General features: G+C 58.4%; 21 protein-coding genes. 12 read left to right on the top strand and 9 right to left on the bottom strand.

Going from position 1 to position 21,472, the window contains the following annotated elements:
- The 3 genes from ACILSO_RS02155 to ACILSO_RS02145 form a co-directional block, all read left to right on the top strand.
- The coding region (locus tag ACILSO_RS02155) for a beta strand repeat-containing protein (protein WP_395735708.1) at positions 1–2,667 on the top strand (2,667 nt) is incomplete at its 5' end.
- Positions 2,668–2,709: 42 nt separating this feature from the next.
- Complete coding sequence (locus ACILSO_RS02150; protein ID WP_395735707.1) at positions 2,710–4,884, top strand: ShlB/FhaC/HecB family hemolysin secretion/activation protein; 2,175 nt, start codon at positions 2,710–2,712, stop codon at positions 4,882–4,884.
- Positions 4,885–4,967: 83 nt separating this feature from the next.
- Entirely contained in the window at positions 4,968–5,999 is a 1,032-nt protein-coding gene (locus tag ACILSO_RS02145; RefSeq protein ID WP_395735706.1) for a hypothetical protein, read from the top strand.
- A gap of 195 nt (positions 6,000–6,194) precedes the next feature.
- Here the strand turns inward: ACILSO_RS02145 and ACILSO_RS02140 are convergent, their stop codons facing one another.
- Complete coding sequence (locus ACILSO_RS02140; protein ID WP_395735705.1) at positions 6,195–7,076, bottom strand: LysM peptidoglycan-binding domain-containing protein; 882 nt, start codon at positions 7,074–7,076, stop codon at positions 6,195–6,197.
- A gap of 547 nt (positions 7,077–7,623) precedes the next feature.
- On the opposite strand from ACILSO_RS02140, the gene ACILSO_RS02135 reads away from it, so the two are divergent.
- The 3 genes from ACILSO_RS02135 (at position 7,624) to ACILSO_RS02125 (ending at position 9,984) form a co-directional block, all read left to right on the top strand.
- Entirely contained in the window at positions 7,624–8,388 is a 765-nt protein-coding gene (locus ACILSO_RS02135) for an N-acetylmuramoyl-L-alanine amidase (RefSeq protein WP_395735704.1), read from the top strand.
- A gap of 101 nt (positions 8,389–8,489) precedes the next feature.
- The gene (locus ACILSO_RS02130; RefSeq protein WP_395735703.1) at positions 8,490–9,257 is read left to right on the top strand and encodes an amino acid ABC transporter permease; all 768 of its coding nucleotides are present in this window, start codon (positions 8,490–8,492) and stop codon (positions 9,255–9,257) included.
- Positions 9,247–9,984, top strand: coding sequence for an amino acid ABC transporter ATP-binding protein (locus tag ACILSO_RS02125; protein ID WP_395735702.1), 738 nt, complete (start codon positions 9,247–9,249; stop codon positions 9,982–9,984). Before ACILSO_RS02130 ends, ACILSO_RS02125 begins: the two co-directional genes overlap by 11 nt.
- A gap of 140 nt (positions 9,985–10,124) precedes the next feature.
- Here the strand turns inward: ACILSO_RS02125 and ACILSO_RS02120 are convergent, their stop codons facing one another.
- Both ACILSO_RS02120 and ACILSO_RS02115 read right to left on the bottom strand, forming a co-directional pair.
- A complete protein-coding gene (locus ACILSO_RS02120; RefSeq protein ID WP_395735701.1) occupies positions 10,125–12,104 on the bottom strand; it encodes a hypothetical protein in 1,980 nt (659 codons plus the stop codon).
- Between the two features lie 12 nt (positions 12,105–12,116).
- Positions 12,117–12,524 (bottom strand): hypothetical protein, encoded by a 408-nt coding sequence (locus tag ACILSO_RS02115; RefSeq protein ID WP_395735700.1) that lies wholly within the window; start codon positions 12,522–12,524, stop codon positions 12,117–12,119.
- 180 nt (positions 12,525–12,704) lie between these two features.
- On the opposite strand from ACILSO_RS02115, the gene ACILSO_RS02110 reads away from it, so the two are divergent.
- A complete protein-coding gene (locus ACILSO_RS02110; RefSeq protein WP_395735699.1) occupies positions 12,705–12,848 on the top strand; it encodes a hypothetical protein in 144 nt (47 codons plus the stop codon).
- A gap of 14 nt (positions 12,849–12,862) precedes the next feature.
- Here the strand turns inward: ACILSO_RS02110 and ACILSO_RS02105 are convergent, their stop codons facing one another.
- Positions 12,863–13,171 (bottom strand): hypothetical protein, encoded by a 309-nt coding sequence (locus tag ACILSO_RS02105; RefSeq protein WP_395735698.1) that lies wholly within the window; start codon positions 13,169–13,171, stop codon positions 12,863–12,865.
- Positions 13,172–13,481: 310 nt separating this feature from the next.
- Between ACILSO_RS02105 and ACILSO_RS02100 the strand changes: the two genes are divergently transcribed.
- The gene (locus tag ACILSO_RS02100) at positions 13,482–14,006 is read left to right on the top strand and encodes a DUF6702 family protein (RefSeq protein ID WP_395735697.1); all 525 of its coding nucleotides are present in this window, start codon (positions 13,482–13,484) and stop codon (positions 14,004–14,006) included.
- Here the strand turns inward: ACILSO_RS02100 and ACILSO_RS02095 are convergent.
- The 5 genes from ACILSO_RS02095 to ACILSO_RS02075 all read right to left on the bottom strand — a co-directional run bounded on the left by ACILSO_RS02095 (position 13,990) and on the right by ACILSO_RS02075 (position 18,571).
- A complete protein-coding gene (locus ACILSO_RS02095) occupies positions 13,990–14,616 on the bottom strand; it encodes a DUF6882 domain-containing protein (protein ID WP_395735696.1) in 627 nt (208 codons plus the stop codon). The genes ACILSO_RS02100 and ACILSO_RS02095 overlap by 17 nt on opposite strands.
- A gap of 79 nt (positions 14,617–14,695) precedes the next feature.
- Positions 14,696–15,610 (bottom strand): sugar phosphate isomerase/epimerase family protein, encoded by a 915-nt coding sequence (locus tag ACILSO_RS02090; protein WP_395735695.1) that lies wholly within the window; start codon positions 15,608–15,610, stop codon positions 14,696–14,698.
- Positions 15,611–15,747: 137 nt separating this feature from the next.
- Positions 15,748–16,404: an ATP-dependent Clp protease proteolytic subunit gene (locus ACILSO_RS02085; protein ID WP_395735694.1), complete on the bottom strand. Its 657-nt coding sequence runs from the start codon at positions 16,402–16,404 to the stop codon at positions 15,748–15,750.
- A gap of 59 nt (positions 16,405–16,463) precedes the next feature.
- Entirely contained in the window at positions 16,464–16,790 is a 327-nt protein-coding gene (sugE, locus tag ACILSO_RS02080; protein ID WP_395735693.1) for a quaternary ammonium compound efflux SMR transporter SugE, read from the bottom strand.
- Positions 16,791–16,933: 143 nt separating this feature from the next.
- Entirely contained in the window at positions 16,934–18,571 is a 1,638-nt protein-coding gene (locus tag ACILSO_RS02075) for a serine/threonine-protein kinase (RefSeq protein WP_395735692.1), read from the bottom strand.
- Positions 18,572–18,710: 139 nt separating this feature from the next.
- On the opposite strand from ACILSO_RS02075, the gene ACILSO_RS02070 reads away from it, so the two are divergent.
- Genes ACILSO_RS02070 through rpsF form a run of 4 tightly spaced genes read left to right on the top strand, consistent with a single transcriptional unit; the run spans position 18,711 to position 21,355 of the window.
- Positions 18,711–19,649, top strand: a complete 939-nt coding sequence (locus tag ACILSO_RS02070; RefSeq protein WP_395735691.1) for a ribose-phosphate diphosphokinase — start codon at positions 18,711–18,713, stop codon at positions 19,647–19,649.
- 59 nt (positions 19,650–19,708) lie between these two features.
- On the top strand, positions 19,709–20,407 hold the full coding sequence (locus tag ACILSO_RS02065; protein ID WP_395735690.1) for a 50S ribosomal protein L25: 699 nt from the start codon (positions 19,709–19,711) through the stop codon (positions 20,405–20,407).
- A 57-nt stretch (positions 20,408–20,464) separates the two neighbouring features.
- Positions 20,465–21,046 (top strand): aminoacyl-tRNA hydrolase, encoded by a 582-nt coding sequence (gene pth, locus ACILSO_RS02060; RefSeq protein ID WP_395735689.1) that lies wholly within the window; start codon positions 20,465–20,467, stop codon positions 21,044–21,046.
- Positions 21,047–21,064: 18 nt separating this feature from the next.
- Complete coding sequence (gene rpsF / locus ACILSO_RS02055) at positions 21,065–21,355, top strand: 30S ribosomal protein S6 (protein ID WP_377164332.1); 291 nt, start codon at positions 21,065–21,067, stop codon at positions 21,353–21,355.
- Positions 21,356–21,472 lie beyond the last annotated feature (117 nt).

The raw sequence follows: 21,472 nt of genomic DNA, 5'->3' as shown, positions 1-21,472 counted from the left end.
GGAGTGACGCTGATCACCACGGGCCTGAACGACATCACACTGGCGGGCAATGTGAATGGCAACGCCGGAACGGTGACGCTGACCTCGGGCCAGGCGATCAGCCAGAGCGCGGGAGTGCTTAACACGACCGGGACACTGACAGGTTCCGCAACCACCACGGTGTCGCTGAACCAGTTGAACACGGTGGCGAACTTGGGTGCGTTCACCAGCAATGGAGCGTTCACGCTCAATGACACGACGGGAGGCCTGAATGTGACGGGCAATCTGCAGACGAATGGAAACACTGCATCGCTCACGACAGATGGGGGAGCGCTTTCCATCGGAGCTGACATCAATGCTACTGGAGCGGGTATAACCTTGACCGGCGTTGGCATCAGTCAGACAACGGGTAAAATTCTGGCTTCGACGGCAATTTTGAATGGGGGAACCGGAAGCATTGACGTGAGCCAGGCCAACAATGACTTTACCGGAGCAGTGACTCTTAATTCCACAGGGACATCGGTGTCGATTACCGACACGAACGCACTGACACTGGCTGCGCCTGCGCTGGGAGCAAACACGGGCATCACGGCTATCGCGGGAACAACTCTGACCTTGCCTGCGGCGACCAACCTGAGCACCGGCACCGGCAATATTGATTTGCGCAGCAACGGTGGTTCGCTTGCGACAACTGGAACGCTTACGACATCTTCTGGAACGATCACTCTGGTTGGTTCCACTGGATTGACCGTGGGCAATGCACTGACCTCGACCTCGGGCAATATGAGCCTGACGGGTGGACCAGCAGGTGGTCTCGTGGTTAGCGCGGGCATCGCGGTCAATGCCGGTTCGGGCACGATCACGTTGAACGGCGGTGGCAGCAGCATTCAGCTCAACACTTCGACACTGACGACAACGAGCGCCAGCACGGCAGCGGTGGATGTTCAAAACGCGACCACGGTGGCTCTGGGCAATGTGACAGCGGCAAGCGGTACATTACGCATCGGCACAGGGGACGTTACGCAAGCGGTGACACAGAATGGAGGCGGAGTGCTCAATGTGAACACTTTGATCGGCAACACGACTGGCACAGTGGATCTGGGCTTGCTCAATACGATAGCGAACCTTGGAGCGTTCACCAGCAACGGAGCGTTCACGCTCAATGACACGACAGGAGGCCTGAATGTGACGGGGGCAGTGACGACGACCAACAATGGACTGGTGAGCATCACGACGACGGGGGGCAATCTTGCGGTGACAACGGGCAGCGTGGCAGGGGCGGGAGTGACGCTGATCACCACGGGCCTGAACGACATCACACTGGCGGGCAATGTGAATGGCAATGCCGGAACGGTGACGCTGACCTCGGGCCAGGCGATCAGCCAGAGCGCGGGAGTGCTTAACACGACCGGGACACTGACCGGTTCCGCAACCACCACGGTGTCGCTGAACCAGTTGAACACGGTGGCGAACCTTGGAGCGTTCACCAGCAATGGAGCGTTCACGCTCAATGACACGACGGGCGGCCTGAACGTGACGGGTGCGGTGAGCACGACCAACAACGGGGTGGCGAGCATCACGACGACCGGGGGCAACCTGGCGGTGACAACGGGCAGCGTGGCAGGAGCAGGAGTGACACTTGTAACCACCGGAGCCAATGATATCACACTTGCAGGCAATGTGAACGGCAATGCAGGAACGGTTACGCTGACCTCGGGTCAGGGAATCAGTCAAACTACAACGGGTGCGGTTACCGCTGGCACCTTGGTTGTAACGGCTGGCGTAACTAACGGCGCAGATGTGCTCCTTAATCAACTTGTCACGATTCTCGGCCAAAGCTTCGGGATTAACCAGATTGGCAAGCTGGGCACCGTCAATGTGACAGGTGGAAATTTTGTTCTCTTCGACCAGGGCGGTGGCTTGGAACTTACCGGTAATATTGCCGCTGGCGCGGGGGTGAAAGTCGTAACCACCGGCGGCGGCGGTATTCATGTGACAGGTCCTGTCATTGTTACTTCCTCCGGAGGTAATCTTACAGCACCTGTCGTTACCTCTATTATTCCTCCTCCCCTTCACGCTGTGCTGGACAATACGCCTCTTGGCTACGGAACCGTCATTGTTGCGAACCATAACAGTCCTGCTGGAATCGTAAATGGGCCGAACAACTTTAATGTGGACGCTGGCGGCAGTTTCAATACTGCCAGTGGCCCTGTGATCATCTATGTTGACTCGCAGTCAAGTTCAACGTTTGGCAGCTTTGCCCCGGTCAATTTCAGCCCGAACACCGTCTATCAGAATGGTGCCAGCAACAATATTGGGGCACTTGTTCTCTCTAATGCCGGATTCTTCGTGCTGGCTACAGCTGACTCAGTTTTCAGACTGGATACGGTTGCCACCGTTAACATCAATGGTCTGATTCTGCAGATTCGGAGTCTGGCTGACCAGATCAGTGGCGACCCCATCTTTACTGTTTCCAAGCGTCGCAAGTTGCTGTCTTCGCAGATTGCAGCCTTCAACAAGCAGCGTGGTGCAGGCAACGTGAGCGCCGGAAGCTTTGGTCCCTTCCAGATGACGGGGTATGACTACAATGCTCTTCAAGAAGCTGGATTCGGCACGCCGCAGTTTGACCCGACCAAACTGGACGAAGGCACCATGAAATCCATCCTCGAAGGACTGCCGCTGCAATAGGAACTGCATGAACGAAACTTTTCTCCCTCTCCCGACACGCTCATGAACATCTCCTCTCCCCGCACCACGCAAGGCTCAGCTTTCGGCTATTTTGCCACCATGGCATTGGCAGTCAGCTTTGGCACCGCCTCGCAGGCTCAGCAGGCGCCAAGATTTCCTGCGATCAAGGTGCAGTCGCCTCTCCTGGCCATTGCACCGCCAGCAAAGCCGGATGACAAAGAGAAAGCCAACGCAGAAGCTGGCAAGCCACAGGCTCCCGCTGCCGAGGCGGCAAAGCCAGAAATGCGAGTTCCGCCTGATGCTGACAACAATCTGCTCCCCAAGAAAGCTGGGCAAGCGGTGGCCTTGGAACCGGATGGCAATCTGGATCTGAAGAAGCTCGCAGCGGAGGCTCAGGCGGCACCTGCAGCCAAGCAAGTTTCGATCAGTCGTGATTCGATCATCATCCATTCACTGGCAGGAATCACGCTGTTTAAAGATGATCGCAAGAATCCCACCGACGTCCCCTCGTCGATTCCTTCCTCGCTGGCTCCTGGGGTGAACATTGCCTCAGATTTGTCCACACCGGACCGCGAAGAACTGGTGCAAATTCTGCAGCAGAAGTTCCTCGGCAAGCCTGTGTCGTTCAATGGACTGGATCAGATCGTCAAAGAGATCCTGAAATTTTACAGCAGCAAGAAGCGTCCGATGACGCATGTGTACATTCCTGAGCAGGAGATCACCAACAAAGTGAAGATAGCGGTGCTGGAAGGCCGCCTTGGAGATATTCGCTTCGCGGGAGATCAGAGCAAGCGCCGGTGGTACCAAGCGGCCCTGCCCGGAGTTCCCAGAGCTCTTTCAGCCCAGCAAGGCGACATTTTGGACATGAACACCATCTCGGCGTCTGTCTCCAGCCTCAACTTGAGCCCGTGGAGCCGCCTTGGACGCACGGAGGCGCATCCATACCACCGTTCAACTTTGGCCATGACGCCTGGCTCGCAGCTGGGATATACGGATGTGGAACTGGACGTCACCTCTCGTGTAGCAGTTCCGATTCAGGGCTTCGCGGGATGGGACAACACGGGCACCGTAGCGCTGGGTGAAAATCGTTTTAACCTGGGCGCTGTTTGGTATGACGCCTTTAACACGGGCTACAATCATCAGCTGGGGGTGCAGTTCCAGGCGGCTGAGAATTATGACCTGTTCCATTCGGTGACGGGCAGCTACACCATTCCGATCCAGCGCTGGAACCAGTCGCTTCAGTTCTTTGCCGCATACATGGAGAGCACCGTTAACATTCCGACGGCGGGTGTGTCTCAATTTGTCAAGGGGGACGCGTTTATCGCGGGGATGCGCCACTACATAAAGCTTCCCAGTTTGTTTTCGAAAGCGGCCAGGGAGGCAGACAACAAAGCCCACAAGTTTGCCATCTATCATGATTTCGGCCTTGGCTTTGACTACAAGTCTCAGAACAACAACCTTTTCTTCGGCGGGGTCAATGTGTTCCCCTCCAAAATCGACGTGATGCAGTTTGTTGCCGAGTACAATCTGCGCCAGACGGACTTCATGGGGGAGACGAACCTGAACTTGAGCTATTACTACAGCCCGGGTCAGCTTTCGCGCTACAATACGGACAAGGCATTTATCTCGGCCCGCTCTGGCGGAACCGCAGATTATAGTTATGCCCGCGGTGTGCTTTCCCGCATGCTGGAGCTGGGTGTGTTCTCGAGCTACCTGGATGATTTTAAATTGATGGTTCGTGCCACCGGCCAGGTCTCTTCCGCGAATCTTGTGGCCAGTGAGCAGCTCGGCCTGGGTGGCAATGCTTCGGTGCGTGGTTACGCTGAACGTTCGCTGCGAAGTGATCAGGGTCTTTTCATTCAGACCGAACTCTACATGCCCGCCCTGCATCCGCTGCAATTCCTTGCCAAGAAAACACCTGACCGCTGGACCGACCCGATGGATCGCACGGATGAGCTTCGCTTCCTGGTGTTTTATGATTACGGCATTGGCCGGAATGTGGATCCAACTGTAGCTGAGCCAGGCAAGCATCTGAACATGTCCAGCCTTGGTTTGGGCCTTCGCTACCGTTACAACAAGTCGATGACCTTCCGTTGCGATTATGGCTATCAGCTTGAGAGGCTGGACCCTGCGCTGACCAACATTTCCAATCTGACTCCCAAGTACTCGAACAACGGCCACGGTTACCTCCACATGGGGCTGTCCTTGAGCTTCTAGCAACTTCTTGCAAGTCGCTGCATGCCGATCATTGATGGCTGTGCCTTCTCCCGCTTGCTGAAGAGCGGGAGAGCATGGATCCTATGAATGTCACCACCGAGCGCGAATGGGCGGCCAAAACAGCCATGCGGCTGCATATTTGGCAGGAAAGTTTTGCGGAAGATGACCCGGACACACGTGGAGCTTCCATTTGGGAATACATCGCAGGTGCATTTGCAGAGCTAAGAAACCTGGATGAGGGCTCTTTTGTTCGCAGCCTGAAGGCTTTGGATGAAGAGTTTCCGTTTTACAGAGACCGGAAGGCAGTGGGTGCTGATCTTGAATATCCTTCCCCAGACTCTCCGCCGACGCCTCCTCCCCAAACTGCCAAAGAACTTCTGGCGTCTTTGCTCGCCGTTGCGCCTTCTCTCAAGGAGGATGAGCGTGAAGAGATCTCCCGGCAGCTGAAAGATGCGGGCTTCCAAGTAGCTGGCGAGTCGATTATTACGAAGCCTACGCAGGGCGCGAATACTTCCGGTCTGCCGATGGTGATGCCGGAATATGCGGAAGAGGTGAGCCGGCTGGTCAAAACAGTGGAAAAAATCCAATCCGCGCTGGGCGGAGCGAATTTCAAAGCTGGAGAAGAACTGAATCTGATTCGGTCCATGCAGATGCTGGGCTTGCTATCTGAGCAGTTCCTGCTGCTGCATCCGCAAGTGTGGAGCATGTGGGAGTCCATGGTGACGAATCATCAATACACGACCTCCTTCTCCAAACCTGCGGCCAGACCCGATGAACTGCTGGCGAAGTTTTTGCTCGGAGCCACGACAGCGAAGCGCACTGATGTGGGGACGCTGGTTGCGAAGACATTTTATCTTGCCATGGCGCTTATCGCTGGGGTCGAAATGGCAGGGAAGGAGTTTGCTTCATGGTTTTTTGATAAGTTTGGCCCGCAAAACATTGAGTCGGTCATCCAATACGAAGCCAATGGAGTTAAAGTGGGGCCCGAAGAATACTGGCAACGATACCGACAGATGTCGGAGTCGCATACGGTGGAAGAACTGTCCGAGCAGTTTAACAATCTGTTAGGCCGTAATATGATTCGATACATGCAGCAGCGCCGGCCTGGCGTTTAGTTCCGGTGCGGATTTGGCATCCGGCATCAAGAGTTTGGAAAGTGGGTGCGCATTGAATGAAGACTACCCATGCCTGCACAGCGCAGGAGATCTCGGCAGTGGTTTTGCTTGCAGGGCACTATGTTCCCTTTTTGCCATCTGCCTTTTGAGGAGAGCCGATGGCAGAGCCTGCCATGCGGCAAGGGGCTGGTGATATCAGCGGGTGCTCACTGAGACGGCACCCATGGCAGGCACCATGATTTCATCTCCGGCTTTCAGGGTTGAACCGGGGGTAAGGCGGTTCATTTCACGAATGTGATCCGGAGTGGTGGTGAACTGGGTGGCAATGGTTTCGATGGTGTCGGAACGGTCCACACGGTAGGCAAGGATGCCACGGTGAGAGTCGGTAAGGTCTGGACCTTTGGGAGCAGCGGGTGGCGGGGCTGGCTGTGAAACCGGCGGCTGCGTGGGTGGCGGAGGAGCCATTCCCAAGCCGGAAGCTGGCGGGGGAGGTGTGCCAGGGACGCCATAATTAGGAAGAGGTGTGGTGTCAGAAGATTCGGAACGGGGCGGCGGGGACTTGGAGGCCACCGTGACGGTGGTGGTGCGGCCGGGGATTTTAAGGCGCTGACCGACGGTGATTTTGTTGACGTCCTTGATCTTGTTGGCGCTGGCGAGTGCAACGGCGTTCGTCTTGTGCTTGAGGGCGATGGCTTTGAGGCTGTCGCCTTTTTTTACGGTGTAATACAAAGGAGAGGTGACCACACGAGTGGTGGTGGCTGAGGCTGGGGCCTGGTTGGAGTGGCCGCCGGGAGTCGAAGGGGTATAGCTGACTTGTGTGGTCGTTGGATCGAGGCGATGGGGAGAGGGAATGAGCAGGGCCTGACCGACATGGACTTCCTCCTCGGTCATGCGGTTGAGCTGCTGGATTTCGCCGACGCTGACGCGATGGGTGGAGGCAATGCGCCACAGGGTATCCCCAGGCCGGGCGATGTAAGTGGTGTGGGCGGCCAGATCGGAGCCACCATCATAGCGGGAGGTGCCTTTGCTGCCGCGTTTGATGCTGCTGACATCGCGCTCAAGTTCACCGATACGCATGTTTTGCACCTTGTCGCTTTCACGCAATTTAGTGACTTGATTGGTCAGGTCTCCAGTGGGGCCGTAAACTTTTGGCTGCGGATTCGAGGCCGGAGGCGTGGCCGCTTTCTTCGATGTGGTTGTTTTTGCCCCGGACTTGGTGGAAGCGGGAGGGAGTTTCGAAGCCGAGGTTTTAGGAGACGTGCCTTTTGAGGGCAGTCCGTATCCAGGCGGTGGGGGTGGATAAGTATAGCCAGCCGGAGGCGGATATGCAGAGGGATATTGTGGGTGTGTTACCGGTGTCTGAATCGCCGCAGCAGACTGCCGGGTGGAGCGGGTGGACGGCTGTTTGAGGCTGGCACCCGGGGCAGGATATCCTGGCGGGGGCGCCTGGTTGAAATTATGGGACACCCCTTGAGCCAGGAGCGGCGCTGCCGCAGTGAGTCCCAGGAAAAGCACGAGAAAACTCAGCAAACGGGATGCAGAACAAGGCGTCTTCATAATATGGCTATTGTAGAAAATCAGATTGCTAATTCAATCAAATATTTTATATCGGTGAATTATTTTTTTGAAATTTCGCCGAATTGTTGTTTTGAGCCTGCAAACCCTGGCAGCCTTTTCTGCTCTGGGAGGCAGCGCTTTTTGCTTGGTTTGGTTGCAGCAGCAGCAGCAGGAGTCAGCGCCGATGCCCAAGCAGACGGTGTGGAGTGAAACGATTCCGTTGGTGATTGTGGATGCGGGGCACGGCGGACATGATGGCGGGGCGGTGTCTCACGGCGTGGTTGAAAAAAATATGAGCCTCGACATCGCGACCCGGCTGAAAAAGGAACTCGAAGCGTCCGGACTTCGGGTAGTGATGACCCGCAATGAAGACCGCTTTTTGTCGCTCGATGAGCGTGCTGAAATGGCTGGAAGGAACGGCGCTGCCGCGTTTGTCAGTGTGCATCTCAATACCGACGGAGAGGGAAGCGAAGCGCAGGGCATCGAAACCTATTTCGCCGAAACGAAGACGCTGTCTGCGCGGTTACGTGAGGGGGCAGGTGGCGGGAGTGAAGCTGATGAAGGGGACGGCGCCGAGTTCGCCAAGGTGGTTCAGCATCTGGTTTGCAGTGCCACCCAGGCGGAAAATCGCGGGGTCAAAGCGCGGGACTATGCTGTGGTAGCGCGGGCCGCTTGCCCTGCGGTGCTGGTGGAATGCGGATTTATCACGAGCACCAAAGAAGTGGTGCGGCTGAAAGAGGCTGGATATCGGGATAAGATCGCAAGCGGAATCGCTCGAGGCGTGGTGCTGTTTTTGCAGAGGCACGTGGTGGAAGTCGCGGAAGCGTTTTAGAAGGGGGAGAGGAAGGGGCCTGGAGGCAAAGGCGGCCGATGCAGTGAAGTGAAGAAAATCAGCGGGACAAATGGGTGCTTTGAGGTGTAAGTCTTTGGGTCTTGTCCGCCTCCCCCACCATCTCTGCATCGAAGACGCGCTACGCGCTTTACGTGCTGGGGCTGTTTGCGCTTATGTCGGCCGGGTTTTACGGGCTGTTTTCAGCTGTCGAGTATCAGTGGAACTGGGGCAGTGTGTGGCCGTACCGTGAGCAGTTTCTGTACGGCTGGGTCACGACGCTGGGACTTTCCCTGGTGGCGATGGTAGTGAGTATTGCGTTTGGCTTTCTGCTGATGCTGGGCCGGCGCGCACCGTGGCTGCCAGTAAGGATGGTTTGCGGTGGAGTGGTGGAGCTGGTGCGGGGATCGCCCCTGCTGGTGCAACTGCTGATCGGGCATTACATCATCGCGAATGCACTGGGAGTGGACCAGCCGATCTTCACGGGGATCATTCTCCTGGGATGCTTTGAGGGTGCTTACCTGGCTGAAATTTTCCGCGGAGCGGTGGAAAGCATCAGCGCCTCGCAGCTTGAAGCGGCGCGTGCCGTGGGGCTTAACAAAGCGCAGACCTATCGCTTTGTGATCATCCCGCAGGCGCTGCGGCGCGCTCTGCCGGGGACGACCGGGCAGCTTGTGTCATTGATCAAAGATTCGTCATTGCTCTCGGCCATTGGGATTGAGGAACTGGTGCAGAAAGTCAAAATTGCCGGTTCGGCCACGCATGCGGCGCTGGAGGGGTATGTGCCGCTGGCGCTTGCTTATATCATTGTGACGCTGCCGCTTTCGCATCTGGCGCGGCGTCTGGAGGGGAGGTTTGCGTATGAAACTTGAGACGCACGGAGTGACAAAATGCTACGGTGCGCACGCGGCGCTGGATGGGGCTTCGCTGGCCACGGGAGAAGAGGCCAGCGTGATCGCGCTGCTGGGACCGTCTGGAGGAGGAAAGTCCACGCTGCTGCGTGTGCTCGGCAGCCTGCAGGTGCCGGATGCTGGCCATGTAAGCATTGATGGACGCCGGCTCCCGCAAGATGAAGAAGGCGCTCTTCGTGAGAGGCGCGGCAACGGTTTTGTCTTTCAAGGCTACAATTTGTTTCCACATCTCACGGCTCTCCAAAACATCACGCTTCCACTTCGCGAAGTGCATGGAGTCGGAGAGGGGCAGGCGGAGCAGCGTGCGCTGGAACTGCTGCACCGTCTGGGCCTGAAGGGGCACGAGGACAAACGGCCGAGCCAGCTTTCGGGGGGACAGCAGCAGAGGGCGGCGATCGCGAGAGCGCTGGCGCCGAAACCGCGGCTGCTGCTGCTGGATGAACCCACCTCGGCGCTCGATCCTGTGATGACGGGAGAGGTGCTGGATGTGATCCGCGAACTGGCGGAGGCAGGGCAGAGCATCATCCTGGCCACGCATGAGATCAGCTTTGCGCGGAAGGTGGCTAACTGGGTGGTGTTTCTGGCGGCGGGGAAGGTGCAGGAGTCGTCCAGTGCGGCGGATTTTTTCACGCGGCCGCAAACGGATCTGGCGCAGCAGTATCTTGTGGGGCTGTCGAAGTATCGGTGAGCAAGGATGCGTCCTGTCTTAACGGGTGCAACTCTGGCCGCGAGAACCCTTCACGGGCGGGCCGCACATGCCGGCTTATTCAGGGGCATGGGAATGTTTTCGCTCCCTTTTGAGGGGTGAGCTAGACATTGCAAGACGGCTCAGTTGTTGAGGGCGGACGTGGTCTCGGTGGTGGTGGTGGTGGTGTCTGGAGGCGGCTGGTCACCGTTTTTGATGACTTCGACGAGGCGCTTGATGCCTTCCTTGGCCATTTCGCTCATGGGGTGCATGCGCTTGGCGCGGAGATACCAGGCGAGGGAGGAGCCGACCTGCTGCTTTTCTTCCTGCTGGCGGGCGTTTTCAATAGCGGTGACGAACTCGCTGGCTTTCACGCCGAGGTCTGCGCGGAGTTTGCTGAGGACGGGATCGTCGGGGTAGAGCTTGGACTCTTTCTCAACTTTTTCCCATGCAGCGGGTGCGCTGCTGGCGGCGAGCTCCTTGGCACCACCGACGACGAGTTCAAGACGGCCCATGTCATTGAGCACTTTTTCGAGCTGCTTCTGGCGGGCGAGATCGCCGTCAACGGCGGCGATGAACGGGGCTTTGTTTTCGAAAATCTGGCGGTAGTTGCGCTGGCTCATGAGACGGTCGAACTCCATGAGGGTCTTGGACTTGACGTCTGAAGACTGCATCATGGTCTCGCTGAGCTGGGTGACGCGGGGATTGGTGGGCCAGATTTCCGCAGCGGCTTTCATCTCTGCCTCGACGGTCTTGACGTCTTTGCTGCCCATGGCGGCATTGGCGTTGTTGACGTGGAGATTGCTCATGGTCTTGGCGGTCTGAATGGCGGCCAGGGGCTTGGCGTATTCAAAGTCTTCGGAGGTGGAGCGGAGCTCCATGACGGTGGTCTCCGCGCTGGCGTAGTCCTTCATTTCGAGGAAGGAGAGGAGCTTGTTCTTCTTGCGCACGAAGTCGAGGACCTTGGTCTTTTCGGTCATGGGCAGCCGGCGGACACGGGGCAGGTATTCGCCGATGGCGTAGGCTTCGAGGAGGCGATTGCTGGCGCTGTCCACATCGCGGCGGGCGACGAGATTTTCGAACGAGACGAGGGATTCATCGACGCTGCGGATGGCTTCGAGGGAGAGGCCGTCGATCATGCTTACGGTGGGGGGGACGCCGAAACTGCTGGAGAGGAGCTTCTGGACATCGCTGCCTTTGTCGAGCTGGAGGATGCTTTCGCCATCGCGGAAGAGATTGGGATAAAAGCGGCAGGCGATGACGGCGTGCTCAAAGCGGCGCTGCATGAAAAGCTGGATGATGAGCGCCTGGAACTGGATCTTGCTGCTGACTTCGGAGAGGCCCATGGCGGTCTCGTTGAGCTTGGTGCGGGCTTCGATGTCCGCGATGCCTTTGATGTAGCCGGACGTGCGGCCGACCGCGGCGCTGGTGGCGGCATCCTGGGTTTGCTGGCCGCTCTGCTGACCCGCACTTTTGCTGGAGGTGGCGCCGGATTTTGAGAGCGGGGCGCTGTTCAAGCCCATTTCCGCGTTCCATTCGAGCTGCTTGCGGCGCTCTGCCATGGCTGTATTGGCGAGTTTGCGTTCATTAACGCGCTTCTGGGCCGTCCAGACATCCCAGATGGCATTGGCGACGGCATTGCAAAGTCCGCCGTCGATTTTGGCAGAGCCTGCCTCTGGAAGGAGGGCGAAGGCTTTCATGACTTCCGGGCCGCGGGCCTGCACTTTGGTGACAGGATCGGGAGCCTGCTTGTGCGTCGGGGCGAGGAGCTCCATGATCAGAGCCATGAGATCGCGGTAGGCCTGGTCTTCGGGGCCGTTGGCCTCGGGAGTGGTGAGGTAGGTCTCGAAGCGGGAGCGCATGAGACGGTTGTTCGTCACGTTCCAGATCTTGCCATTGAACGTGGCATTTTCTGAGCCGGGGTCTGCCATGGGCATGTTGCCGAGGGCGGTCTGGGTATCGGTCTGGCGGTCGGCTGCGGAGCCGGGCACCATGTTGAAATTGTTGTTGGAGTTGGTGGTGGCCGGTGCAGGTGGCGCACCGACACCGGTGCTGCCGGGCAGCACCTGGGCGCTCGCTGAGGACAGTCCGCCGATGACAAGGACAAGAGTGAGGCGCTTCATAGGGAGGGGAGGTTACGCTTTGATGAGGCCAAGGACTTTGAGGACACCATTCTCGAGGACATGGACCTTAAAGATATACCGCTGCTGCCGCTGAATATTGGGGCCTTTGTATTCGGGAGGAACCCAGACGGGGACAAAAGTGCTGTCCGAACTGTCGCTTAGCTTCAGGCTAAAGAGACGGCCCGCGGTGCTGCGCCAGTTGTCGAGGCGGTCGTCAATGACACCTTCGACCTTGTATTCATTCCCGCTGAGAGCGGTGGCATTTTCCATGAACTCGGAGGCGCTGAGGTCGGTGAGGCCGGTCATGGGATCGATGCTGCGATTCATCAAGGCATAACCGCCGCCGAGGACCACGGCGAGGATTGCGATCAATCCCAGCCAATGGGTGGGGCGGACTCCAGATTGGGCACGGCGTGACATGGGAGGGGATAGGGAGAATTGGGTGGAGGGATCGGTGAAAGCGTGCGGCTAAAAATCGTCTGCAATCGCTGGCTGTCCAATCCAAGATGGCACAGGATGCCATGCATGGGGGAGTCTGCCAGAACCAATATCCGCACTTATCGCGATTCGTTTCAAGGAATCGGCTGCCGTACGGGATGCTTGATACATCTGGCAATCCTGGGAGTGCTGGCAGTGGCGGCGCTGATTTATGCCATTCAAATTCGTGCGTGGGAGCTGAATGTGACGGTGGAGATGCCGGCTGAGAAAAAGGAGAAGGAGCCGGAGGAGAAGAAGCAGGAGTGAGGCAGGGGCAAAGTTCAGTGTCTGCCTTTGGGGCGGCTGGCCTGGCCGTCTTCAATGTCAAAGAAGGTGCCGCCGACGCCCCAGGCGAGATCGGTGCGGGGGAGGAGTCCATCCCCTCCAATGTAGTAGCGGCTGAAAAAGAAGTAATTGTCCCGAGAGATGCCGGTGCTGGTCCCAGCCGAGAAAATAGCCGCGACCTTCAAGCCGACGGAGCCGGCGATGCCGTATTTTTGCTGCATGTGGTTGCGGAACTCGGCCTCATTGGGGTTGGTGAGGGCGAGAATGACGAGAAGGGAGATGAGCAGGAAAACAATGAGTCTCATGGTCTGGTCTTATATGGAGTGAGCAACTGAGTCTGCGGCAGGAATGGCGAAGGCGTGCTGGAGGCGTCCGTGCGGTGCTCTGGAGACAAACCTGGATTGATGCGTGGTGTCCATCTCAGGGCTGCACAGGAGACAGAGGTGCCGGTTCCGATGGCGGGACATGGGAGAAGCGGTGAAATTCACACAATTTATTGTACTATAAAGGTTTCAGCAGGTCGACGTCCACTTTTTTAGCGTATAGCGAGCCGGGGAGCAGGGAAGAGTCGCTCGCGGCTTGCCTGACGTGGCTAGCAGCCTACCATGCGCTGGCATGCGCTTACTGGCGTTCATCCTCTACTTTCTGACGAGCGCCTGCCTGCATGCCCACGCGGTACATACCTCCAGTGCAGAAGCGGAATACAATGCTGAAACCAAGCGGCTTGAAATAAGCCTGACGGTTTTTCTCAGCGACCTTGAGACCGCACTTGTCCGCCAGAGCGAGCGGGAGATGAAGATCGACAAAACGCCAGCGGGGGAATTTGATGCGCAGATTCAGGCGTATCTGGCAAAAACTTTTGTGGTGACGGATGCTGCCGGGAAGGTGGCGAAGATGAGGTGGGTGGGACGAGAGATGGATGAGGCGAGCGCGAAGAGCGGGGATCCGGCGGTGGTGCTGTTTTTTGAGGTGGAGATGCCGGGGGGCGTGGAGGGGGCGTTGCTGAAGTGCGCGGTGTTTGCGGAGTTGTTTAAGGATCAGGTGACCCTGGTGCATCTGCGTGATGGCGCGCAGAAGGAGGAGATGGAGTTTAAAAGTGGTGACAGCGCCAAGAAGATGACGGCTACCGGCGCGGCATGATCTCCACCTCATGAAAAGTGAAAAAGGCGCGCATGTCGCCTTCGCCCCCGCCATAGGCACCTTCAGCATTGGTCAGATAGCAAGCAAGTGCTGCGAAGTCCCAGGCCTCCTGCTCATCGACAAACAGCTCTTCGTGATCAAAGCCGGCCACACGGCGCTGGACCATGTGTTCTCGAACCCTTTTGGAGTCTGACTTCGAGTCTTCGGGTATGGTGTTATTGGCCCAAGCCCAGAGCCAGGATCTGCGGGAATAGACGTAGGAGCCCACCAATTGAGCGCGGGTGCGCACGACCTTGTCTTTGAAGGTAAAAATCAAAGTGCCTTTGTCGCCGTCCCAATCCCAGCGTTCCTCTTTTCCCAGCTTCCAGGCGCCTGCGTGAGCCGAGGTTTTGATGCTAAGATCGTTGCGTGATCTCTCCATGATTTGCTCATGGGTCATGGCTGCATCCTGGGCGTGATTTTCAGCATGGGCGGCAGCGATCTCGTCTTCAGTCGGAACTGCCACGAGAGATGCGCCTTTCGACATGTCTGAGACCTTCGCAGAGCGGTTGAACCACAGGATCACGACTGCGATCAGCACGGCGGAGCTGAGGAGGGCTGCTGTGATCATGCGGGCTCGATTTGTGATGTTCATCACGCTTTGTGACTAAGCGAAGCGGGACTGGCGAGGTCGAAGACGAATCAGATGCTTACCCAAAAAACGGCGCGAGTACATTGCGCGCGACTTTGATGGCTTTCATGCGGCCCTCGAGGGTTTTGCCGAAGGTGTCGTCCTCGACTTCGATGCACAGGGGGCCATCGTAACCGATGCGCATGAGTTCGGCCATGAAGGCGGCCCAGTTGATATCGCCGTAGCCGGGGATTCTGGGCTGGTGCCAGTTGAGGGGGAAGTCGAAGCGGCCGACTTGGTTGAGGGCGGCGCGGTTAATTTTGACGTCTTTGGCGTGGACGTGGAAGAGCTTGGATTTGAACTCGGCCAACGGGCTGAGGGGATCCATGTCCTGGAGGATGAAGTGGGAGGGATCGTAGTTGAGGCCGAAGGAGTCGGAGTCGATGTCGTTGAAGGCGCGGCGCCAGACGGCGGGGGTGGTCATGAGGTTTTTGCCGGCGGGCCATTCGTCGCGGGTGAAGGACATGGGGCAGTTTTCGATGCCGATTTTGACGCCATGGTCTTCGGCGAACTGGACGATGGGCTTCCAGATTTTGAGGAAGCGGGGCCAGTTTTCGTCGATGGTCTTGGTCCAGTCGCGACCGACGAAGCCGGTGACGAGAGTGACGCCGAGCTTTGGGGCGGCGGCGATCATTTTTTTGAAATGGGCCACCGCTGCACGTGAGACTTCGGCGTCTGGGTCGAGCATGTTGGGGTAGTAGCCGAGGGCGCTGATGCTGACGCCCTGGTCCTGGCAGTGCCCGAGGATTTCCTGGGCTTTGGTTTTCGTCAGTGAAGTGACGTCCACGTGAGTGACTCCGGCGTATTTGCGTTCGGCTTTGCCGACGGGCCAGCACATGACTTCGACGGTGGCGAAACCTTCGTGGCGGGCGAAGTTGAGGACGTTGTCGAAGGAGAGTTCAGGGAGGATGGCGGTGACGAAGCCGAATTTCATGGCGGGTAGTGGGGATGACGAAACCAGAATGACCAATGATGAATGAATGACCAAGCTCGAAAGACGAAAATCGGCGTTTATCCGAGGGCACAAAAAAGGGCGGGAGTTTGAGTCCCGCCCTTTTAATGAGGTGTGTTTTACTTGGAGTCCGAGGGAACGTCCTTCTTCCCTTCGAGCACCTTGTCCACCAATCCGTATTCGGCGGCCTGGGCGGCGGACATGTAGTTGTCGCGGTCAGCGTCGCGTTCGATTTGTTCGACGGACTTGCCGGTGTGGTGGGCGAGAATGCGGTTGAGGCGCTTCTTGAGGCCGAACATGTACTCGACGGTACGCTCCACATCGCTGGCGGTGCCGCGTGCGCCGCCGGAGACCTGGTGGATCATGATGTCGGAATTGGGCAGGGCGTAGCGCTTGCCCTTGGTGCCTGCGGCGAGCAGGACGGCGCCCATGGAAGCGACGAGGCCGATGCTGTAGGTGCAGACGTCGCAGGTGAGGAACTGCATGGTGTCATAGATGGCGAGGCCGGCGGTGACGCTGCCGCCGGGGCTGTTGACGTAGATGTTGATGTCCTTCTTGGGGTCCTGCATCTGGAGGAAGAGAAGCTGGGCTATGATGATGGAGGCCATCGTGTCATTGACCTCGCCACCAAGGAAAATGATGCGGTCCTTCAGGAGGCGGGAGTAGATGTCATAGGCGCGCTCGCCACGGCCTTCGGACTCGATGACGGTGGGGACCATGTAGCTGGACTGAGGGGCGATGACAGAGGGAAAATCGGAGTAGGGGCTGGGGGTCATGAGGAGAATGAAGAGGTTGGGGGTGGGGTTGTCAAAAAGGATGAATTATGAATTATACATTATGAAGGGTGGGAAGAGGCGAGTTTGAGGCCAACAACGCCGGAGATGATCAATAGAATGCATACGAGGCGGGCGGCGGTGCGGGGTTCATCAAAGATGAATATGCCGACGAGGGCGGTGCCGACGGCGCCGATGCCGGTCCAGACGGCATAGGCGGTGCCAAGGGGCAGGGTGCGAAGGGCTAGGGAGAGGAAGAAGAAGCTGGCGATCATGAGTGCCACGGTGATGACACTGGGCCAGAGGCGGGACCAGCCGTCGGTCTGTTTCAGGCCGATGGCCCAGGCGACTTCCAAGAGGCCGGCGATGGTGAGGTGGATCCAGGGCATGAGGGAGTATTAAAGGTTGGAGGATGAAATGACGAGGCCATGCACGGGTGAAGATGGCGAGCTGCTTTTTAGCCGAGGTATCTGATGACGGACGTTTTTGTTCCTCGGTTGAAGAGTTTGCATGCAGCCATGGTTCCGAAAAGCTACGAGCCTGCCGGAGTCTTGGCTGCGGACTGCTTGCGGCGGACGGCGAGGTCTTCGCTCTTGGTGCGGACAATGGCGGCATCCGCGGAACGACCTTGAGAGAGGAGATCTTTTTCCAGGGTGGCGAGATCCTGGACGTAACGATCGTAGAGGGGGCGTGATGCGGCATCTTTTTGCCGGGCATATTTTGATTCTTCGGCGCGGTAAGATCTGCGCTGGATGATGACGGCCTCGTGCAAACCTGGGGCATCGATGGCGGGCATGGACTTGCGCGCCGTGAAGCGCTGCTTTTCTTCGCGGAGGGCGACGGCATCATCGAGGTGGCCAGCCTTGGTGGCGTCCTGGATGGCGCGATCCAGAGAACCTGGGTAGCCGGCATCGAGGGCTTTCATTTGCGCGGTGTAAGGCGCGTCAGCCTCACGCTCGAAGGCGGCCTGAAACTCGGATTCCAATTGTGACAGGCGATTGGTGACCCACTCGCTGGCAGATGCTGCGGCGGATGCTTCGGTGGTGGAAGGGTCCTGACTCTCCTGGGCGATGAACCACCCGCCGATGCCGAGAACGAGCAGGACCGCGAAAACGTAAGGCAGCGTGGAAGATGGCTCGGGCTTTTGAGGCGGTGGCGGCTCATGCACGGGATGCCGGGGCGTGGTTTGGCGCTGGGGCGAAGAGCCGGGGCTGCGTGACGATGGGACAACGGTGCGCCCGGGTTTGTATTCAGCCTGCTGGACTGGCGGACCGGGGGCCTCCTTGCGGGGCTCCGCGCGGGGTGTGGTAAGGATCACGTCAAGATCGAGGCGCAGTTCGTGGCTGCTCTGATAGCGCTCCTCCCGGTCATGCTCCAAGGCACGGCGGACGATGGCATCAAAGCGCGGGTCAATGCTCTGAAATTTTTGCGAGGGCATGCGGAACATTCCGCGTGGGATGTCTCCGGTAAGCATCTGATAGAGCATGACGCCAACGGCATAAATATCCGCCCGGCCATCGACATCCGCGCCGAAGGTAAGCGTTTCCGGGGCGACGTAATCGGGCGTGCCCATGGCCATGCCTGTCTGGGTAATGCCGGAGGTGCGGCTTTTGTCGGCCAGTTTGGCGAGGCCGAAGTCGGCGACTTTGACGCGGCCTTCCATGTCGATGAGGACATTGGAGGGTTTGATGTCGCGATGAACGATGCCCTGCTTGTGCGCGTAGCCGAGGGCATCGCAGAGGTGGGCGGTGATGGCGAGGGCGTGCTCAGGCGGGAGCTTCCCTTCACGGGCGATCATGCGCTGGACGTCCGTGCCATCCACATACTCCATGACGAAGTAGAGCTGACCGTCCGCAGTGCGGCCAAAGTCATACACGCTGACGATGGCAGGGTGGTTCATCCGGCCCATGAGACGGGCCTCATTTTTGAAGCGCTCAGCAAAGGCGGTGTCCTGCTGCTCAATGGCGGGCGGGAGGAGCTTGATGGCGACCGCACGATCCAGGCTGAGCTGGATGCCTTTGTAAACGGCACCCATGCCGCCGCGGCCGATCAGGGCATGGATTTCATACTGTGGCAGGAGCTCCTGCAACTCCTCCGGCTGCGGAGGCTCCCAGCGCCAGCCGCCGCCGGTGGTCTTCGGCGGAGGGTCGGAACTGGGGAATTCGCTCATGGCAGGGGTGGGAGCAGGGCTGGATTGGGAGCAGGATAACCTCCAGACCTGCGGGAAGTTGTCACGAAGAACCCGCAATGAGCGGCGGAATGACGCGACAGGTTGATTTCTGTGACAGACTCGCCTAACTCCGCGCCCCATGAATGAAAGTTTGAAGATTTTAAGCGGCTCTGCCCACCCGACTCTGGCGCAGTCGATCGCCAAGAACCTGAACATCGCGCTTTGCGCTGCTGAGCTGACCACTTTCCCGGACGGCGAGACTTTCGTGCAAATCCATGAAAACATCCGCGGTGGGGATGTTTTCATCGTGCAGCCGACGTGTCCGCCGACGAATCAGAACCTGATGGAACTGCTGATCATGGTGGATGCCGTGCGCCGTGCAAGCGCCGCGCGCATTACCGCAGTGCTGCCGTTCTTTGGCTACGCGCGTCAGGACCGCAAGGACCGGCCGCGGGTGCCGATCACCGCGAAGCTGGTGGCAAACCTGCTGGTGGCCGCCGGAGTGAACCGAGTGCTGACCGTGGACCTGCACGCAGGACAGATTCAGGGATTCTTCGATATTCCCGTGGATCATCTGTACGCGGCGCCGGTTTTGATGAAGGCTATCCGTGAGCGTGAGATCAACGACCTCGTGGTGGTCTCTCCGGACGTGGGCGGCATCAAAATGACGCATGCCTTTGCCAAGGCACTGGGCGCGCCGATGGCGATCGTGGCCAAGAACCGCGTGAGCGCGGAGGAAGTGGAGGCGCACAGCGTGATCGGGGACGTGGCCGGAAAAAATGTTCTGCTGGTGGATGACCTGACTGAAACGGCCGGGACGCTGACAGCGGCTTCAGACCTGCTGCTGAAGCATGGGGCGAAAAAGATCTATGCGGGGGTCTCCCACGCGGTGCTGGGGGAAAAAGGGCGAAATCGCATCGCCAAATCCCCGATTGTGGAGCTCCTGGCGACGAATTCGACGCCTCAGGCGACGGGGGACAAAGTGACCGCTTTGGACATTTCCCCCCTGCTGGCGCAGGCCATTGCCCGCATTCATGGGAATGAGTCTGTCACATCCCTGTTTGACACGAGGGGGTAAGCGTGTATTCTCCGCGCCCTTTTTCCAAAACTTAATCTCCTCACTGAGGAACCCCGACCATGGCTAAAATTCTCGATCTCCAGGCAGAAGTCCGCACCCAATCCGGTACCGGCGCCGTCAAACGCATGCGCAAGGCAGGCACCATCCCAGCTGCACTCTATGGTCGCAAGGTGAAGGCATCCAGCATTCAGGTGCACGGCAAAACCTTCTCGAAGCTCCTCGAAGGCAGCGCGTCTGACAACATCCTCGTCTCCCTGAAGATCGCCGGTGAAGAGCAGCTGGCGCTGGTGCAGGAAGTGCAGCACGACTACCTGCGCGGCGGCATTCTCCACATCGATTTCCATGCTGTGGCTGCCGACGAAGAAATTCACGCGAACGTGCCGGTGGTCACCGTGGGTGAAGCCAAGGGACAGAAGCAGGGCGGCATGGTGGAAGCGATCCACCACGAAATCGAAGTGCGCTGCCTGCCGAAGAACCTCCCAGAGAGCATCCAGATCGACGTCACAGCCCTTGAAGTGGGCCAGGGTATCCACGTCAGCGAAATCGCCTTCCCCGAAGGCGTCACCTGCCGCCTCGGTGGCGACGTGGTGATCGTGATGTGCGAAGAGCCGAAAGTGGAAGCCGAACCCGAGCCTGCTGCCGCCGCCGCTCCTGCTGCTGGTGCCAAGCCCGCCGCCGGTGCCGCTGCTCCTGCCGCCGCCGCTGGTGCCAAGCCCGCCGCCGGTGCTGCTGCTGCAAAGCCGGCCGCCAAGAAGTAATCATCCCTGCACCTTTTCCACGATGTGGCTTCCGGCGCGGCAACAACGAGCAGTGGCTTGAATGCGCCGCGCCTGATTGTCGGACTGGGCAATCCTGGCGAAACCTACCGCGACACACGCCACAACATCGGATTTATGGTGCTGGACGAAATCGCCAAACGCATGGGAGCCGCTTTCCGCGAGGAAAAGCGGTGGGCCGGGCTGGTGGCGAAATTCAGCGGCGGGTTTTTGCTCAAGCCGCTCACGTTTATGAACGACAGCGGTCGCTCCGTGCAGGCGGTCGGCCACTTCTACAAAGCTTCTCCGGCTCAGACATTGGTTGTCTACGACGATGTGGATCTGCCGCTGGGCCGGCTGCGTTTTCGCACGAATGGATCTGCCGCCGGGCACAATGGAATTCGCTCCCTCATTTCCTCCTTTGGCTCGGATGAGTTTCCGCGCCTGAAGGTGGGCATCTCTCCTGCAGAAGGCCGGCCCGCCGGTGAACGCATGGTGGGGCATGTGCTGGGAAAATTTCGCACCGAGGAGCAGCCGGCGCTGCAAACCGTGATCCAGCGAGCTGCAGATGCCGTGCTTTCTGCGGTTGAACGTGGGCTGGAAAACGCCATGAATGTCTTTAACCGGCAACCTGAATCTTAACCCCCGAAATACACACCTATGAACCGCAAATACGAGGCACTCATCGTGCTCGACACCAAAGGCAAAGAAGAAACCGTTGACTCCCTGGTCAGCACCATCAGCAAGGACATGGAGAAATCCGGCCTGAAGCTTGAGCAGATCGACAACATGGGCAAACGCAAGTTCCCCTTCAACCCACGTCACGTCGAAGGCGGCCACTTCATCAACATCCAGTTCAACGGCGAACCTGCCGCCCTGGACAGCCTGCGTGCCAAGCTGAAGCTGAACGAAAACGTGTATCAGCAGTACTACCTGAAGCGCAGCGCATAGTCCGCCTGCGACGGTGTTTTTTCATCACCCCGGTTCCGCGCGAGAGCGCGGGCCGGGGTTTTGTGTTGTGGAGGAGGCGATATGTTTTGGAGATGACCTAGGCGCAGGCATGTGGCG

It is taken from the genome of Prosthecobacter sp. (genome assembly GCF_044226605.1).
GTDB lineage: Bacteria > Verrucomicrobiota > Verrucomicrobiia > Verrucomicrobiales > Verrucomicrobiaceae > Prosthecobacter.
This window is presented reverse-complemented; position numbering and strand designations above follow the sequence as displayed.